The 17079-nt window shown below is 58.4% G+C and carries 12 protein-coding genes and 1 pseudogene; 9 read left to right on the top strand and 4 right to left on the bottom strand.

Going from position 1 to position 17079, the window contains the following annotated elements:
- The first annotated feature begins 42 nt into the window (after positions 1–42).
- The 9 genes and pseudogenes from OG897_RS08480 to OG897_RS40790 all read left to right on the top strand — a co-directional run bounded on the left by OG897_RS08480 (position 43) and on the right by OG897_RS40790 (position 13300).
- A complete protein-coding gene (locus OG897_RS08480; protein ID WP_266654401.1) occupies positions 43–336 on the top strand; it encodes a hypothetical protein in 294 nt (97 codons plus the stop codon).
- Positions 336–749: a hypothetical protein gene (locus tag OG897_RS08475; RefSeq protein WP_266654400.1), complete on the top strand. Its 414-nt coding sequence runs from the start codon at positions 336–338 to the stop codon at positions 747–749. Before OG897_RS08480 ends, OG897_RS08475 begins: the two co-directional genes overlap by 1 nt.
- Before the next feature lie 9 nt (positions 750–758).
- Positions 759–5591: a transglycosylase SLT domain-containing protein gene (locus OG897_RS08470; protein ID WP_266654398.1), complete on the top strand. Its 4833-nt coding sequence runs from the start codon at positions 759–761 to the stop codon at positions 5589–5591.
- Positions 5592–5768: 177 nt separating this feature from the next.
- On the top strand, positions 5769–6599 hold the full coding sequence (locus OG897_RS08465; protein WP_323188055.1) for a phage tail domain-containing protein: 831 nt from the start codon (positions 5769–5771) through the stop codon (positions 6597–6599).
- Positions 6600–6606: 7 nt separating this feature from the next.
- Entirely contained in the window at positions 6607–8235 is a 1629-nt protein-coding gene (locus OG897_RS08460; protein WP_266654396.1) for a hypothetical protein, read from the top strand.
- 6 nt (positions 8236–8241) lie between these two features.
- On the top strand, positions 8242–9303 hold the full coding sequence (locus OG897_RS08455) for a hypothetical protein (RefSeq protein WP_266654394.1): 1062 nt from the start codon (positions 8242–8244) through the stop codon (positions 9301–9303).
- Between the two features lie 238 nt (positions 9304–9541).
- Complete coding sequence (locus tag OG897_RS08450; protein ID WP_323188004.1) at positions 9542–12088, top strand: glycosyl hydrolase family 28-related protein; 2547 nt, start codon at positions 9542–9544, stop codon at positions 12086–12088.
- 354 nt (positions 12089–12442) lie between these two features.
- A pseudogene (locus OG897_RS40795) lies at positions 12443–12952 on the top strand (N-acetylmuramoyl-L-alanine amidase); the annotation flags it as partial.
- 3 nt (positions 12953–12955) lie between these two features.
- Positions 12956–13300, top strand: coding sequence for a peptidoglycan-binding protein (locus OG897_RS40790; protein WP_323188054.1), 345 nt, complete (start codon positions 12956–12958; stop codon positions 13298–13300).
- 849 nt (positions 13301–14149) lie between these two features.
- On the opposite strand, the gene OG897_RS08440 is transcribed toward OG897_RS40790, so the two are convergent.
- The 4 genes from OG897_RS08440 to OG897_RS08425 all read right to left on the bottom strand — a co-directional run bounded on the left by OG897_RS08440 (position 14150) and on the right by OG897_RS08425 (position 16640).
- Positions 14150–14458: a hypothetical protein gene (locus OG897_RS08440; protein WP_266654390.1), complete on the bottom strand. Its 309-nt coding sequence runs from the start codon at positions 14456–14458 to the stop codon at positions 14150–14152.
- The gene (locus OG897_RS08435; RefSeq protein ID WP_266654388.1) at positions 14459–14656 is read right to left on the bottom strand and encodes a hypothetical protein; all 198 of its coding nucleotides are present in this window, start codon (positions 14654–14656) and stop codon (positions 14459–14461) included.
- Positions 14657–14794: 138 nt separating this feature from the next.
- Positions 14795–15127, bottom strand: a complete 333-nt coding sequence (locus OG897_RS08430) for an Lsr2 family protein (protein WP_266654386.1) — start codon at positions 15125–15127, stop codon at positions 14795–14797.
- An 88-nt stretch (positions 15128–15215) separates the two neighbouring features.
- Positions 15216–16640, bottom strand: a complete 1425-nt coding sequence (locus OG897_RS08425) for a hypothetical protein (RefSeq protein WP_266654384.1) — start codon at positions 16638–16640, stop codon at positions 15216–15218.
- Between the last annotated feature and the right edge of the window lie 439 nt (positions 16641–17079).

Genomic DNA, 17079 nt, shown 5'->3' with positions numbered 1-17079 from the left:
AAATCCCCCGGCGCCCACACTTCCTTACACACTGGAGACTGCATGACCGAGCCTGCTAAGAAGACCTCTGCAAAGAAGGCCAAGGCCCAGAAGGCGGAGGCCCTGGACGAGTCCATTTCCTTTGAGTACAACGGTAATAGTTACACCTTCGGACACTTCCGAACTTGGCCTCTCAAGGCCCTTCAGTCTGACGACGAGGTCGAAGTGACCCGCCTGATCCTTGGTGAGGATCAGTGGGCAACTTTCGAAGCAACTGATCCTTCCATTGGTGACTTCTTTGACTTCGCAGAGGCCATGTCTGAGGCAAGGGGTGAGGCTGGCGACTCGGGAAACTAATGCTTGTCCTCCGGATCGTCAATGAGTATCCGGAGGAACTGGAAGCAGACTTCTTGGAGTTCTTCGGGGTCGATCTCCTCGACCTCTGGAGAGGATCCCTCTCCCTGCGCCGTGTAGGCGTACTCATCAAATCTCTGATGACCAAGCATGGACGCTCTACTCTCCTTCAGTCCATGGACGAAAGGGCGAGTTGGGCTGAGTCTGATTACCTTCTCGCTCGCATCAGCGATGCTATGGAGCTGAGTAACTTCATCGCCATCAAGGCGAACGCCGAAGGCGTCGATGACCTCGCATTCCCCTCCCCTATCCCCCGTCCTGGGGAACAGGAGCCTGAAGACACTGAACCTGAGACCTCCCATTTTGCATCTGCTGATGAGCTAGCGGATTTCTTCGGAGGCATGAACAGCCTCTAGGAGGTCCCCATGGCCGAAGGCAGGGCCCCAATCCGAGTTGGCACGGGGTATATCGAGATCATCCCCAAGGCCACCAAGTCCGCCATGTCGAATCTCCGAAAGGAGATCACTGGGGAACTGGCTAAAATCGGTGGTGCGGCTGCTAAGGAAGTCTCTAAGGCTGCTAAACAGGGTCTTGCCACCCTGCCCGCTGAAACGGAGAAAGCTGCCCGGAAGGCTGCGGAGAAGACCAAGAAGGTCAAGAGGGATTCTGCAAAGGACCTTCAGCGCATAGAAGCCCAGATTACCCGTGAGTTCGGTGAGGAAGCGGCTAAGCGCTTCCGGGCTTACAGGGACCTTGAGCTGAAGAAGTCGAAGGCCCTGAAGAAGACTTCTCAGGAGACCAGAACGGCCCTCCGGGAAACTGTCCGCGTTGAGGAGCAGGCGGCTAGGCAGCGTCAGGCCGCAGCCGAGCGGCTGGAGAAGAGCCGAAGGACTGCCCTCAAGCAGTCCGCAACTGACCATGCACGTCTAGAGCTTCAGAAGACCCGCCTGGAACAGGCTCAGGAACGTCTCAGGCTCCAGGCCCTCCGTGAGGTCAACCGCGAGAAGGCGCGTCTAGAGCGTGACAGGCAGCGCGCTATGAATGCGGCTCATGCTGAGGCTCTGAGGATGCTTCAGGACCAGCAGCGGGCCGAGGCCCGCGCTCTCCAGGAGCGTCGCCGGATGCTCAACGCAGCTCACGGCGAAGCTCTCCGCCTTATGCGGGATGAAGCCCGCGAACGTCGACGAGTGGTAAACCAGGCCCACTCCGATGCTCTCCGGATGATGCGGGAAGAGGTAGCCGCCCGCAGGGCAGCCACACAGGCCCAGATTGCCGACATTCGCCGATTGGTTGCGGCAGAGAGAGCCTGGATTCAGGAAGGCATTGCCGGACGGCAACGGCATATGGCGGCCCTAAGGGGCCAGTTGACTGCGATGCGCCGTGATATCGGCAGTACCACGAGTACAACCCAAGGCTTCTTCAAGCGTACTGAGGGTGCACTGAGGAAGACTGGCACATGGTTTGATCAGGTGGGAATGTCGATCAACGAGGCTGGAAACATCCTCACGACTAAGTTCCTTGCTCCTCTTGCTGCCGCTGGTGCGGCGCTGACAACCATCGGTGTGAAGTCCGGTGATCAGCGTCTTTTGGGGCAGCTTGGTCTAAGTGCTGCGGGTGTTGCTAAACCGGAGTCCGCAGAGCAGATGAACGCAATTCAGAAGTACGCCATCAACACCCCATTCAGTATCGATGTAATGCACGAGTACCAGATGAAGCTTATTCGGTCGGTTGCTGGTGCTGACAAGAACTGGTACTCCAAGGGTGACAAGAGAACCGCAGCCGCGAACAGTGCTGCCGAGAAGACAACTGACTTGATCATGGCCATCGGTGACTCGATGGCCCGTGCGGGTAATCTTAATCCAGAACAGTTCAGGCGTGCTATGTACGCGATGGACATGATTATGGATATGGACCGGGCGCCTACGCGTAACGTCAAACAGCTTGCGGCGGCTACGGGTATGCCAGCATCCGAATTGGCAAACCTTCTCGGATTTTCTGACGCCGGAAACATGTGGAAGGTCATTGGAACCCCAGCCGCTAAGGGCGGCGGTGTCAGTGGTACTCGGATCATGAACAGTATGTTGAACTACTGGAACCCCGAGAAATACGGCGAGAAGTTTGGCCCCATGCGGTCTGACGGGTCCGTAGGTTCTGCTGAGAAGATGACTTCTGAGACCATCTCAGGCCGGGTCCAGCAAATGAAGGAACGGGCTGTCTTCGAGCTGGGAAACCTCTTCGTCGAGGAAGACAAAGATGGGGCCTATAAGTACACCAAGCTTGGCGAGAAGCTCATGGGCAAGGACACCCATGTTGAGCGGGACGAACAAGGGCGGGTAGTCCGTACGTATCGTCAGGATGGGATACTCGATCAAGTCCAGGATATGGCCGAGAAGTACGGACCGGATGTCAAGAAGTTCCTTGGGCTGTTCTTGGAATCCATGGAAAATTTCATCTCCATGGTGGACTGGGTAGCCTCTACTCTCCGGGACTCTCCTCTAGCGGACGTTGCTCCTGCTGTCACCAAATTCTTGGTCCAGTGGGGTCCTCTAATCCTCGCTGCTGCTCTCGCTACAAAGGTCTTGGGCAAATTCATCGGCGTCGGTGGTCGACTTCTTACCCCTGTGGCTGCTGTGGGTCGAGGTGCTGTCCAAGGTGTACGCGGTGTGAGCCGCGCCAGGGATCAGCGGTCAGCAGCTCGTGACGCCCGGACGGAGGCCCGCTCTCAGGGCTCGTCTCGCAGAGAGGCCCGCATGGTGGGCCGTGAGGCATACCGTTCTCGTCGCGCCGAGCTGCGAGGTGGGGACTCCCGAGGACCTGTAGCCCGTACCCGTGACTCCGTTCTAGGCATCCGGGTCAGCGGTGATGACCAGGCCAGAGAGATTGCCAAGATAGAGAGGCAGATCGAGGAGGCCAGAGCGGAAGCCGCCCGCCTCAGGGACGAGTTGCGACAGGTCAATGATCAGTCGTTGCGGAGCATCCAGCAGGCTCTAGCGGGCAACGGCGGTGGCGGCTCCCTCCAAGGAGCCGCGAACCAGGCTCAGAACTCCATCCGAAACATCGTCACTCAGGGGGTTCAGCCCCTCAACGGGGCCGACCTGGACCAACTTCGCCAAGAGATCGACAAGGCGGAGGCAAGCGCCCGGAACCTGGGCCAGGAGCTGAGTCAGGCCCGCACCAAGGTAGACACCCTCAACGGCGGCGAACTGGGCGGAGTCACCGGAGAGGTGAACCGCCTCAAGGCCGCTGCTGAGGCAGCGGGCAAGGACATCACGAGTGCCAATACCCGCATAGGCAATCTCAACGGGAAGAATGTTGGAGGCGTCACCGACTCCGTACAGGCCCTTACGAGGGCCGCCAAGGAGTCTGCGGATCAGATCGGCATTGGCACCCAAAGTGCCTCTGTTTCAGGACGAGTTGAGAACCTCAAGAAGCGTCGACTGACTCAGATCATTGACGAGTTCGACAAGTTGACTGCTGCCGCTAGGGATTCCTACGCGATGGTGGGTCAGGGCACCGGTGCCGGATCTCTAGCAGGCCGTGTCGGTTTGTTGAATGGTCGCAGCCTCAAGAAGATTACCGACCAAGTTGATGACCTTGCCAAGGCCCTCAAGAGGGCAAGAGGTGAGGGTGATGGGCTCGATGGAGCCCTAGACAGGATCGCCAAGAAGTCTCCCGGCGGAGGCGGCTCCGGAGGGGCAAAGAAGAAGAAGGCCAGAGGCGGTGTCATGCGGCCTTCTGACGTCTCCTTCGCGGGTGTCCTTCCTGGCTACTCCCCTTGGGTAGACAACATCCCTGCCATCCTCTCTCCGGGTGAGGCAGTACTCAGACCGGAAGTCACTAGCCATCTCGGAGAAGGCACCATCAACGCATGGAATGAGTTGGCCATCCGTGGTCAGCTCTCGCGCCATGCGCGAGGTGGTGTAGTCGCAGGAAACGGCGGGGGCCGCCTGGGACTTGATCAGGCAAGTCGCATGATGGAAATCATCAACGAGATGCCTCGAATTGGGTCCGCGGTTGTAAAGACAATGAAGCTCGACGGTACTTCAGATGCCCTTGGGGGCAGTACTCAGGCGGGGATTCTAGGGACTGGCACGAAGGCTTCAGGAGTTGCCGGTAGTGCTGGTGCCCGGAACTTCAGGGGTGCCTATGACTGGATGTCCAAAGACCTCTGGACGTTCTTCAAGAGGGCTCCCACAGGTGTGGGTCAGATCCTCGGAGTTCTTGGCGGCTCCCTCGCAGGAGTCGCAGGAGAGTACTTCTGGCCCGACGTCTGGAAGGGTCAGGGAAACATCGTTCAACGTGGTGAACGATTCATGGGCCACGTTTTCAGCCTTGACACTCTGGGGAAGCTTGCAACTGACGTTCTAGGCGGGGCTCTTGAGTCCGGCCAGGCCATTTGGGATGTCGTCTCCGACCCCTTCGGAGCCATCGAGGATGTCATAGACACCGTTTACAAGACGGTTGCAGACAACCTGAATGGAGTTGTCTCCATGGTCGACGTCGTACGCGACGTCAAGGGCCAACCTCTTCCCTACGCACAGCGGGTCTACGGTGAGTTCCTGGATCAAGCAGAAGAGTCAATGCCCAACACCAAGGGTTTGTTCGACTTTGGAAACTCAAAGGTCTCGAATGCCAACAGGAACGGGCTAGACCTCTCAGGGATGTTCAGCTCTCCCGGACAGGGCGACAGCGTCAACCGCTGGAGTCCTCTGGTGCTTCGAGCACTCAATGAGCTTGGCCTGTCTGCGAGTTACCTCAAACTCGTTCTTCACAGGATCGGCGTGGAGTCCGGGGGAAACCCGAAGGCCATCAATCTTTGGGACTCTAACGCGAAGGCCGGACATCCGAGTCAAGGTTTGATGCAGACGATCCCAGGAACTTTCAATGCCTACGCAGGAAAGTACCGAGGGCTAGGGATTACCAATCCATACGCCTCTATCTATGCGGGCCTCAATTATGCTCGCAGCCGGTACGGGTCGAACTGGCCCAGCGCTCTTGCCGGGACCAAGGGATACGCCACAGGAACGCTCTCCGCGTCTCCTGGCCTCGCCCTCGTAGGCGAGGAGGGTCCCGAGCTCGTCGACTTCGGACGTGGTGGAGCTCGGGTCTACACCGCTGACGAGACAGCGGCTCTCCTGTCCGGCCTCAACGGTCAAGCGAAGTACGAGATCCACATCCACGAGGCTCGATCCGAGCCCACCCCGCATGCGGTCATGCGGGCCCTTCAGCAGGCGGAGGCCCTCTACTCACCACTCTAGGGAGGTCTATTGCCTATCCCCGTACGAGCTGGGTCCACACTGCCCCCAGTAGTGCGCCCGGTACCGCCCACCCCAGTCCTCTGGGACCGGACAGCAGTCAGCATCAGAGGAGCCGACGGGCAGGGCGAGGAGATCCCTTTGACGGGATGGACCTCGTCCGCCTGGCCCTCCATCATCATGCAGGCGGGGGCAACCGGCCTTGATATGCCACCCCACACCCTGTTCTCAGACGACTCCCCCGCTCTTGACGGATCCGTTTTCAGATCTTCCAGGACTTCATCACGGGAAATCATGATCCCGCTGTACCTCTACGGGGTTGACAGGCAGACACTCAATACCTTGAAGCGAAAGCTATTCAAGGCCCTGAATCCAAGACGCGGTTACTGCGTCCTGAAATTTACCGAGGGCGACGGGCATAGTCGCCATATAGCCGCCTACTACAAAGACGGTATGGATGGGGCCGAAGGAACTGACCTCGCCGGGTTCTCATGGTGTAAATACGCCTTGTTGTTCACCGCCATGGACCCGTGGTTTTATCCTGCTAGCTCTGAGTCCCACCGCTGGGATTTCGGAACTGGGGCTCCCTTCCTTAGTGCTTCTCGGAAGTTCTTCCCCCTCGAAATCAGTCGGGGAGTCATGGGAGGCCCTGGAAGCGAGTACCACGTTTCTAATCCAGGCGACATTGAAGCTTGGCCAGTCTGGGAACTCACTGGCCCCATCAAGAGTTTCTCTCTGACCTCCCCTTCGGGGGGAGTTCTCAGGGCCTCTCCGCCTGCCAGCGGAGTGGACCTAGTTCCCCTTGGTCGAGTACTGACTATCGACACCCGCCCTGGGCGGAAGACCGTGAGGGACGACCAAGGTAAGAACTACTTTTCGGTGCTGGATACCAGCCCTGTGTTCTGGCCCGTAGAAGAGGGCGATTCAGTATGTTCCATCTCTGTGGTGGCTGGCACTGGCAAAGCCAGTGTGAAGCTCTCATTCGAACCACGCTACGCGAGTTTCATCTAGGAGGCCCATGGGTTATCGAGTCGAAGTATTCGACAGGGCCAAGAGACGTGTAGGCGAGATAGACACATGGATCTCCCTTGATTTTACCGTCAGATTCTGTGCCGAGGGCATCTGGCAACTCCTCATCAAGGACGGAACCCCACAATCCGACTTGATCGAGAAGGGCGGTGGAGTAGTTATCTGGCAGGAGGGAGTTTCAGAACCCCTCCTGAGTGGCCAAGTGGACACTTACCAAAAGTACTGGACCAAGGTCCAGCACACAGGGCCTGGCTCTTTGTACATCGCAGGCAAGTGTCACAACCGCTATGCCTACAGCCGTCTCGCCTTTCCCGAGACTGGAAGAACCATTCCCCAGCAGTACTCAGGTAGGAGCACACGTGCAGTCGCAAAGGCTGCTGGCTCAGCCGTATGGGAAGAACTCAATTCCGCCGTGGGCGCCGGTGCTCTTTCTGACAGACGCGTTGTCGGCGTCAACGCCGGACCTGATCCACAGATCGGACCAACACTCTCTGACAATCTCCGCTATGACCAGATAGGGGCCAAGCTGGAGGAGTGGTGCAGGACAAAGAACATTGGTTACCGCTTCATTTACAACAGCACCGCTCAGGAAGTCGACTTGAAGGTCTTCGTTCCCAGGGACCTGAGCAAGGAAATCCGTTTCAGCCCTGAGCTAGGGAATCTGAGGGAGTACATCTACACCCTCTCTGCCCCTCTAGTAACCCGCATCATTGTCGCCTGTCAGGGCGACGGCAAAGAGCGTTACATCTGGCAGCTCATTGACTCAGAGTCTGAGGCGGAATGGGGAACCTCTTACGAACAACTCATAGACCGTAGAGACATTCCCTTGAAGACCGACACTGCGGGAAACCCCGTACTCATCACCACCATCGACTCCGATGGATTTGAGGACATCGGGCAGAACCCCGAGGGCCTCGACTGGACTCCTGATGTCGCGGCTAAGCGCAAGGCCCTCGTCGCCGCTGAGGCAGCCGCCCAGAAGGCGGACCAGGCTCACGACAAGACGAAGAGTCCCTATAACCAGGCTGTGAACAATCTGGAAAGCGTAAAGGAAGCCGTTACAAGGGCCAGGAAGCGACTTGCTGAGGCAGATACGGCCGCAGAGAAGGCAGCCGCCCAAAAGGCCCTTGACGAGGCAGAGGAGGCCCTAGGGAAGGCAACTACCGCCTACACAACGGCCAAGGCTGCTTTCGACTCCACCAAGGACGCTTTTACGGATGCCGCAGGTGCCGGGCTCCTCGCCAGAGCCGCCCTAAAGACGTCTCTCACTGCTGCCAAGCCGACTGCTGTAGCCCACTATCTCTCAGTCATCAGGGAGGCTGCACAAACAGCCCTCAAGGAAACCGAGAAGACCGGCAATTTCCAAGTTTACCCTATTGATACGGACTTCTGCCGTTTTGGCGAACACTACTTCGTCGGCGACAAAGTGACTGTGGTTGTCGACGGAGTCGAGTACGTGGACGTCATCCGAGAAGTCACCATCAATGTTGATGACGCTGGAAAGGTGAACGACGTCAGTCCGAAGATTGGGCAGCAGGGATCGGGAGAACCCCTGAATTTGTACAAAACCGTGAGCGACCTTCAGCGGAAACTCAGACGACTAGAAGCGAGGATGTGAGGCTCCGTGGCTGAGATCAGCTATCCATTCAATGTAGACAACGCCAACGGCGGTACTGCCGTGGTCTCACAGACTCAGTGGCAGTCCATGGCCCATATGTGGGGCGGGGACAGAGTAGATTTCCAGCTCACCTCTACTACGTACACCACCCTTCCCTTTGAGGGGAGGGTTCTTAACAGCCGACTCGTAGAGGTCCAGCCCGGTAAGGCATTTGTTGGCGGGTTCTACTACCAGCTCACCTCCCCTCAGTCTGTGGCAGTTCCGGAGAACCCTGGTGACAAGCCGAGAATGGACCTCGTAGTCATCCAGGCGGACATTTCAAAGGGATCGGTGAATTTGGCAGTCCGCACGGGAACCCCTGGGGCTACTCCCGTAGCCCCGCAGCCTCGACGGCAGGCCGGTGGCATCTGGGAAATGCCTCTCTACGAAGTCAGTGCAGGGGCACGTAACGGGCCGATAGCCCTAACTCCCTGTGCGCCTTTCGACGTCCCCGCTCCAGCGGCTTACCCCTGGAACATGGCGGCAGGACTTAAGTACATGCCTGTCGGCACCTTCGTGATGGATATGGATTCCAACACCTCTGACACGCAGTATGAGGGGTTCAAGAGTCGGGACGGATACACAGTCTCTCGCACTCTGGGAAAGAGCCTCTCTTACACCCCAAGCATTGTGGGAGGTCAGTCCCCTTCTGCGCCATACCGTGTTGGCCGCTTTCGCTGGATCGCACCCAACACTGTGTTTTTCTCCGCATCCATCCGGAACATCACAAACACGGATCTGCGGGTTTCCAAGGGCAATTGGGTCTACGGGATCACGCTGCCTGAGCCAGCCAACGGAAAGACAGGGCAAGTGGTTTCCGGAATTATCGACAACGGAAGTACAGCCGCAGGGCTGCCGAACGTTGTCGACCTCAAACTGAAGATCAGCAGGGGGAATACCGCCTCCACGGCATACATGTGGATGCCGGGTACCAAGGCAACGAATGGGCTTGACGCACTGACTGTCATTCCGCGCAAATCAGAAATTACCATCTCAGGCACTTACGAGGCTGCCCAATTCAAGGAGTGATCACATAGCCAGATATCTCTATGGCGGTACGGCCGCTGATGCGGCCGAGGACGCTGCTGGCGTCCGTGCTCCCGGTGCAGTCGGCTCCGTCTGGGATGGTCCCTCTGCTGGAGCCGCTCACCTCACTGACCTCCTGGCCCTCGATGAGGTACCCCTCGTCGAGCTGGTGGCTGACGAGGCGGGCATGGTCCCGGCATTTTGGGGACCTGAGGGGGGGCCTGAGACAGGACCCGAACGGGTGTACGTGGACTTCGGGGGCGGTCGGATTGCCCTGGTGCCCGACATCAGCACCCTCCTCCGTGACCACCAGGCCGCCCACGATCCTCACGGCACGACGGACGCCATCATGGGTGAGATCCAGGCTCGCGCTGGCAGCCCCGGGGGCCTCGCCACCCTCGACGAGATGGGACTCGTCCCTGTCTCCCAGCTCCCCGAGGGAGCCGGTAGTGGGGGCGGGGGCTCCAGGCCCTCCGCAGTGGACTGGCTGTCTGTCCGCGCCTACGGCGCTCGCGGCGACGGGTACACCGATGACACCCGCTCGATTCAGAGAGCAATCGATGACGCCGGAATCGGCGGAACTGTGTACCTCCCCAAGGGGATTTACGGGATCACGGCTCCCCTCGACCTCCCTCCGGGCGTAATCCTCATGGGCAGCCATTCAAACTTGATGGTTGGCCCTGGGATGCTGGATGAAGACTTTGAGTGTTACATCCAAGCTCTGCCCTCCTTCAAGGGCATCGCGATGATTACAATCATTGGTCAGGATGATGGGGTTCACCCGCCCATCAATGGCGAACAGCGCCTTCTCAACTTCATGCTTGATGGCTCCCGCCTTACAGCAGGTGCGGTGGACGGAATTTACAGCCGCGGGAACGTCCAAAACGTTGTGATGAGGGACCTGTGTATCCGCAAGGTCCCCAACAACGGCGTCATCACTGCAAGCAATCCTGCGGGTGAATGGCCGTACTCCTGGCGTCTCCACTCCGTGATGATCGACAACTGTAGGGCGAATGGGATTGTCTTCGAAAGACAGACAGACCTCAGTCTCATTGACTGTCAGGTGATCGGTGTCTCCGCCGTAGGTATCAAGTTGTCCAATTGCGCCAACACCATCCTGATGGGCTGCCGAGTGGAGTGGACTGGTAGCCACGGCTATCACTTCACAGGAGATTGGGGTAACTGGCCTGGCAGTGGCTCCATGGTGATGACCTCCTGTTCCACTGATAGGTGTGGTCATGATGGAGTCCGGATTGATGCTTCGGGCAACGCCGCCTTCCTGATCAATTCCCTAATGACCCGTAGAGATGGCCGTAACGGAGGACCAGGAGGCGGAAATTACAGCGGCCTTGCCCTCCTCGGCCGTGCTCCTGTGGTCGTTCAGGGCGTTACCTGCTACACGGGTACTGATGACCAGGGCACTGCAAATACCAGTCCTCAGTACGGAGTTCGGATCTCCAAGGCTCGTGACGTCAGTCTCGACGGGGCCTATCTCCATGCTCTCACAAAGGGGCTGTACGACGATGGCACATCCGAGCGCGTGACGCTCGGGACAAACATTACGACCGTAGCGGGCACCAACTACTCAGAGGCTCGTATACCTCTCCAGACGTATGCCAAGACGTCTCAGACTGACTATGCAGCCAAGGGGATCTACGTTCCGCCCTCCTGGGGCGAGTTCTGGAAGCCCAAGAGGGATGCCGCCGCAACAGGCGGTAAGGCACGCATAGTTGTTGTTGGTGGCTCTGCTTCACAGGGGTACTTTGCCAGTGACCTCCACTCCAAAGGCTGGGTGGGAGAAGCCCGTACAGCACTTCAGGCGAAGTATGGAAACGGCGGAAGTGGAGTCTTCACCGCTTCACGCTCAATGTCCTGGGTCGGTAAGCCGGACGCCGTTCCTGCAATCACAGAATGGCTTGCCAACAGCTCTGCTGCTACTCAGACCGGCACTTGGGCCACTGGAGCCAGCACCTACGGACCAGGCATTGGCTACGTCATCACAGACACCACAGGTTCGTCCATGACATTCAAGGTCACTGGCTCAACTGTCAAGATCTACACACTCACCGGGCCCAATGCGAAGGCCGGTTACAAATACACGATCGATGCTGCCGCACCTGTAACCGTTGCCAATGCTGGTGGTGCTGTAGCCGCAGTTCAGGTGACTACCGTGACGGGCCTTGTCCCAACTGATCACACTGTCACCCTCACATGGGATGGCACCTCTTCGGGCACAAAGCAATACCTGTCGATCATGGGTGTCAGCGGAGAGAACACCTCAGGAATTGTCGTTGATAACCTTGCCAAGGCAGGGGCACAAGCCAAGGACTACGGCGATGCAACGGATGCAGGTCTCAATGCCGTTTGGAACGGCGGAAAGATGTTCCCGGCAGACCTAGTCATCTTCACAGCAGGCCCTAACGATGCTGCTGCTGGAACGACTGGAGACGCATGGGCTAACTCTGTGGCCCGGTACATTCAGGCAGTCAAGAACGCTAACAACGGGGCGACTGACGTCATGCTGATGCTGCCCCACCTTGGGAAGCATGACACGGTCAATTACCTGTACCAGGACTACGCCGTGAGGGCCCGAGGTCTGGCCGAGTCCTACGGAGCTGCCTTCGTCAACATGTGGGCGATCGGCCGCAATTCATGGGACTACTGGAACTCCCTTGGATACTGGGGAACTCCGGCCGCAGCCGGTCAGACTGGTACCAACTCGGTCCACCCATCTGACTTGGGCTACGCCCACATGGCCAGTCGGATTACGCCCATCCTCATGTCCTAGCTCACCAAACGAGAAAGGCCCCCGACTCCTGTCGGGGGCCTTCTACTGCTGCCCATCGGAGGCGTATGGACCTCTCCCAGAGCACAACTCTCATTGCTTGTCTGGCCACTGTCTCCGCTGCCGTAATCGTGGTCATTGCCAGCCTGCGGACTAATACCGCAAAGGTCTGGCGAGAAGAGGCAGAAGCTCAGAAAGAGCGAGCCGACAGGCTTGCCGGAGATCTGACGGAGATCAAGAACCGTCTTGCACGTATCGAGTCTGAGAACGCCCGACTCATCGGGCTACTCACTGCCCTCGACCCTGCCCGACTTTCTCTCGTACGACTCACACAGGAGGACTAATTTGGCTACACCTATGACCGCAGATCAGTTCGTAAAGGCTCTCAAGGCTGAGGGGGTGAATGTAAAGGAGTATCCAGGTTGGCGGACTCACAACCGGAATCACAAGGGAGATTGGGGCCCTATGCATGGTGTGATGATCCATCACACTGCGGGATCTGACTCTCTGGGCTTCTGCTCCAGGGGATCGACGGATCTTCCTGGGCCTCTGTGTCATACGCACCTGAGCAAGACTGGCACAGCCACGATGGTGGGCCACGGCCGTGCAAATCACGCGGGCACCATTGCTCAGAACGCTTTTGATGCTGTCCTGAATGAGTCCAAGACTCACCCAAAGCCTGCTGCCTCAGAGCCGGTTGACGGAAACCGGCACCTCTACGGAATCGAGATCGAGAACAAGGGAGACGGAAAGGACCCGTACCCAACTGCCCAGTATCAGGCTGCTGTCCGTTGGGCGACTGCGATCTGTCGCCATCACGGTTGGTCTGCTGACTCCGTCATCGGGCACGGTGAGGGAACTCGGAGGAAGGTGGACCCCTCGTTCTCCATGTCCGCCTTCCGGCGGGACGTGGCGGCTCGCCTCGATGCGGACCAGGACCAGGAGGAGAAGCCCAAGCCTCCGACGAAGCCGACTCCTCCCCCGTTCCCCGGGGCCGGTTGGTTCCGGCCTGGGGCGAAGAACATCCACGTGACTGCCCTCGGCAAGCAGCTCGTTGCCCGTGGCTACGGGCGGTACTACTCCCAGGGCCCCGGGCCCTCTTGGACCAACTCGGACCGCACGGCGGTACGGGCTTACCAGACTGCCCAGGGCTGGAAGGGGGCCGACGCAGACGGTTACCCCGGGCCCTCCACCTGGTCCCGGCTCTTCTCCTAGGGGCTCTCCTGACTCCCCTAGACCTCTGACTCACCTATCTATGGAGTGATGCTCTATCAACATCGTTTCTCAGCACGCCGTTCGTATCTACGCGGTTGCTACCGCGCTCATGCCCCTGCTTCTGGTCCAGTGGCCGGACCTCCCTACCGTTGCCATCCTGGCCCTCGTCGCTGCTGTCCTCGGTCTTGGTGAGGCGGCACAGCGGATCGAGGACGGCAAGACCTCTCGGGCCCTTCAGGAGACCCCTCCTGCGGCTCCTGACCGAGACATCAACTGGGGTTAAGGCCCTGGTGATCTGAGCAAATAAAAAAGCCCCCTCCCTTTCGGGAGGGGGCCTTCTTTGCGTTCAGCCTTCGTTCATCCGCCGAATAATCTGGATCCCTGCGCACTGACAGGGGGAATGTCCATCACTGTCACAGGCATGGCAAGGGGCCTGGTGGTACTCCCTCGCCTCCTCTGCATGTTCGTTACGGCAGTTCAGGCAGTACATTATTTAGTCGACTCCTGCGCCAGTCGAGCCGCTACGGCTCGAAGGTCATATTCGTGAGCCTCACAGATAAGGACTACGTCCTTTCGGGTGGCATATTTTCCTCACTCATTGCTCTACCTCCGCTTTACCGTCCCACTCAGCCTCATCCAACAATGAGCCATTTCGGTACAGTGCCAGGGTCAGTCCTGCCGAGGAAGGTTGAGCCCATAGAAGCTCAACCCCGTACTTTGCTGAGAATGACTCCGCGTACATGGCTGCCTCAGAGGAGTCGGCAAACCTTGCCATTGGCACCCACGTGTTCGGCTGGCTTTCGTGGTGGTGCCTCTTGGCCACTACAGTCCACTTGGAGTAATCCACACTCATCGCACCTCCCTCGCTTCCTCTGCCTTGTCTTCCTGGTACATCTTGAGGTACTCCGCCTCATGACTCCTCAGAATCTTCTCAGGGTCTTCTTTATTCAGAGGGCGGTATCGGTCTGTCTTCAGATAGGCAAGGAGAGTTGCCCTCATACCCAAAGCCTGGTTCCTCAGGTCATTAGCGGATGACTCCTCCATCTTCTTGGCAAGCTCCCCGTATCGGACTGAGAGCCCAAGGATGGAAAGATACCATTCGGGCCATCTTTGCAGCTTCAGCGCTACCAGATAGGCTCTACAGTTTCCGTCGTACATCTACGCCTCGCCCAGGACCACGGTTTGATTGGATTCCACTGCAAGGGGAAATTCCAGCTCCTCCGTGGACACCAGGTAGTACCGCCCTGCCTTCTCAACACCCATCACAGTGCAGGTGATGGAGGGACGCTCTTTGGAATCCTCAACGATAATTACGGTGCCCTTTGTCAGCTCGTCCGGCCTCAGGCTCTCGTTCATGCTCTCCCGCTCCTCTGCTGTCTGCTCATCCTGCCCCAACTGTCGCCCCTCAGGGGGTCGTTCAGCACAGGGGTACACGATGGGCCCCCGCCTTGGTGGCGGGGGCCCTGGTGGTCGTCCTGGTGGTGCTGGAGGTGGTCAGGCGTTGGCCTTCTTGTATGCCTCTTGGATGGAAGCGGGGACGCGCCCACGAGCACTCACCTCGTGACCGTTCTCCTTGGCCCATGCCCGGATCGCTGCGGTTTCGCTGTTGCCGCCCGCAGCTGCCTTGCGGTTCGTGCCCTTGGGTGCCTTGCCCCCAGTACGGCGTCCGGCTTCCACGTACTTCATCAGAAAGTCCCTGAATTTCTTCTCGTTCTTGCCGCTCAGGTCAATCTCGTACGTACGACCGTCCAGACCGAATGCAACAGTCTCCTGCGCCTCCGAACCGTCAAGGTCGTCAACAAGGGTAACTTCAACCTTCTGAGCCATGATCTTGTTGCCTTTCAAGCAGTGGTGTAAGTGCGCCCATTAGAGCACACCAATTCAGCAGTCGGTTAGTTTCCCGGAAGATCCGTCCTCAGATCAGGTGAGAAAAGGCTGTCTGTGGGATCCCCCTCCCCTTGGGCCTTGTCTTCTTCTTGGCTGGTGCCCTCCCCGCTGCCCTTACGGCTGTAGCAGTCGGGGGCTTCTGCCGCCGGACAGGGCTCGTCGGCAAGGAGTTCTGCGGGACCACCCGCAGGGCCGGACGCCTGCCCCCCTCCGAGGGAGCCACTACCCGCAGCTCCCTGGTACGAGGTCCCGATTTTCCCTCCTCAGCTGGCAGGAGAGTCTCCCTCACCTGAGGCAGCAGCTTCAAGGCATCATCAAGCATTTGCTTCGTCACCCGCCCTCCCCCAAGTGCGGTCACCATCTGCGAACGGGTCATGGCTCCCCCATTCTTCGCGAGGATCTCCAAGATTCGTTCAGGCAACGGCCGTGCCCTGGAACGGGTGGAAGGCTGCTCTCCCATGACCTCAGTAGCCGACTGTGCTGCGTAGTCGACGATGGCCTCTGCCGCACTCAGTGCGGCAGCAGGAATGACAGTTCGTTGCTGAGTAACAGCCAGAACCGTTGCTACCCGCTTGATCTGTTCGACGGACCTTTCGATGAACACGCCTGTCTCTGGGGGAAGCTCATCGATCAGAGCGTCATACTTCCGATGCAACTCATCCAGTGCATCGACCGCTTCGCTACTCCACTCCATAGCCGGTTGCTCTTCCATCACCCAGCGGAAAGCATCTGCCAGGGCCTTACTTGCCTTGATCTCGTCAAGGGGTCTCTGTACATGCTCAGAGATACGCTGGGAACGCTTGCAGGAAAAGAGCAGGAACCTGTTGTAGAGCCCTGTAGCCGCCCTCTGGGGCTTTACAGCAAGCTGAAGGGTTCTGGGCTGTACGTGGGCATGGAAGCCCATTAGAGGGTTCGCTACGTACTCTTCAACCGGCTCCGCCCCCGGACCTCTGCCCTTGATGGTGTTGGAGATCGATTCCCCATCCCAAATATTAATCATCACCTCACCATAGGAAGAACACTTGTTGGTCCGGCCCATATCGTTGGACCATTCAAAGGTGAGGTACATCCTTCCGGGAAATGCGGACCGCTGATCTGATGCCAACACTGACACCAGACCGGGGCCTGAGTGGATAGCCGAAAGCTTGACCGCCCTGAGGATGCGCTCGAAGGGCTTTCCAAGAATTCGTAGACCTGTGTTATAGGCGTATCCCTTGGCCCCCTGATTCGAGGGGCCGACAAGTGCTGTCCAGACGACACAGGGCCTCCCGCTTGGCTGTGTCACATAAGGAGTGACCAGGCCCGAGAAGAGGGCCAGGAGGACCGCCAAGACCGCAACGGGGTCTCCCTCTGTGTGAGGCATGGCCTTACGTACGGCCTTGCCCATGGGCCCGTAGGCCATGTCCTCGAAAGTGGGAAGCTGCTTCGCTTTCTCTTCCTGCTCCTCGTCCATCAAGCCACCTTCCTAGCTCCCTTGGGAGGGCCCCACAGCTTTTCACCCTCTTCGTACCAACGGTCATAGTGGGAATCACAGAAGAGGAGTTTCCACGGCCCAAACGGAAACTTTCGGGTCGCCTCTGTCTCCTCTCCCTTCTTCTCGCAGGCATCACACATGTCTGTCACAACAACCTTTCGAGCCATTAGGTATGTCCTCCTGTCTGTGAGTGGCCATGGGAAAGGCCGGACCCCCGATTGGGTCCGGCCTCTGCCAAAGCAACTCAGTTAAGGTCAGTCCTCCGCAGGACAGTCCTCGTGCTCCTCATACGAACTCAGAGTGTATTGATCTTCTGAACGGTCCAGGTTCAGGAAGACATCGAAGTCTTCCCTACACCTATCGCACTTGTACGTGACCGTAGCGGAAATGTACTTCCCACCCATTAACTGACCCACGC

Source organism: Streptomyces sp. NBC_00237 (assembly GCF_026342435.1).
In the GTDB taxonomy this organism is placed as follows: domain Bacteria; phylum Actinomycetota; class Actinomycetes; order Streptomycetales; family Streptomycetaceae; genus Streptomyces.
Note: the sequence above shows the minus strand (reverse complement) of the source record. Positions and strands in the feature narration are given on the sequence as shown.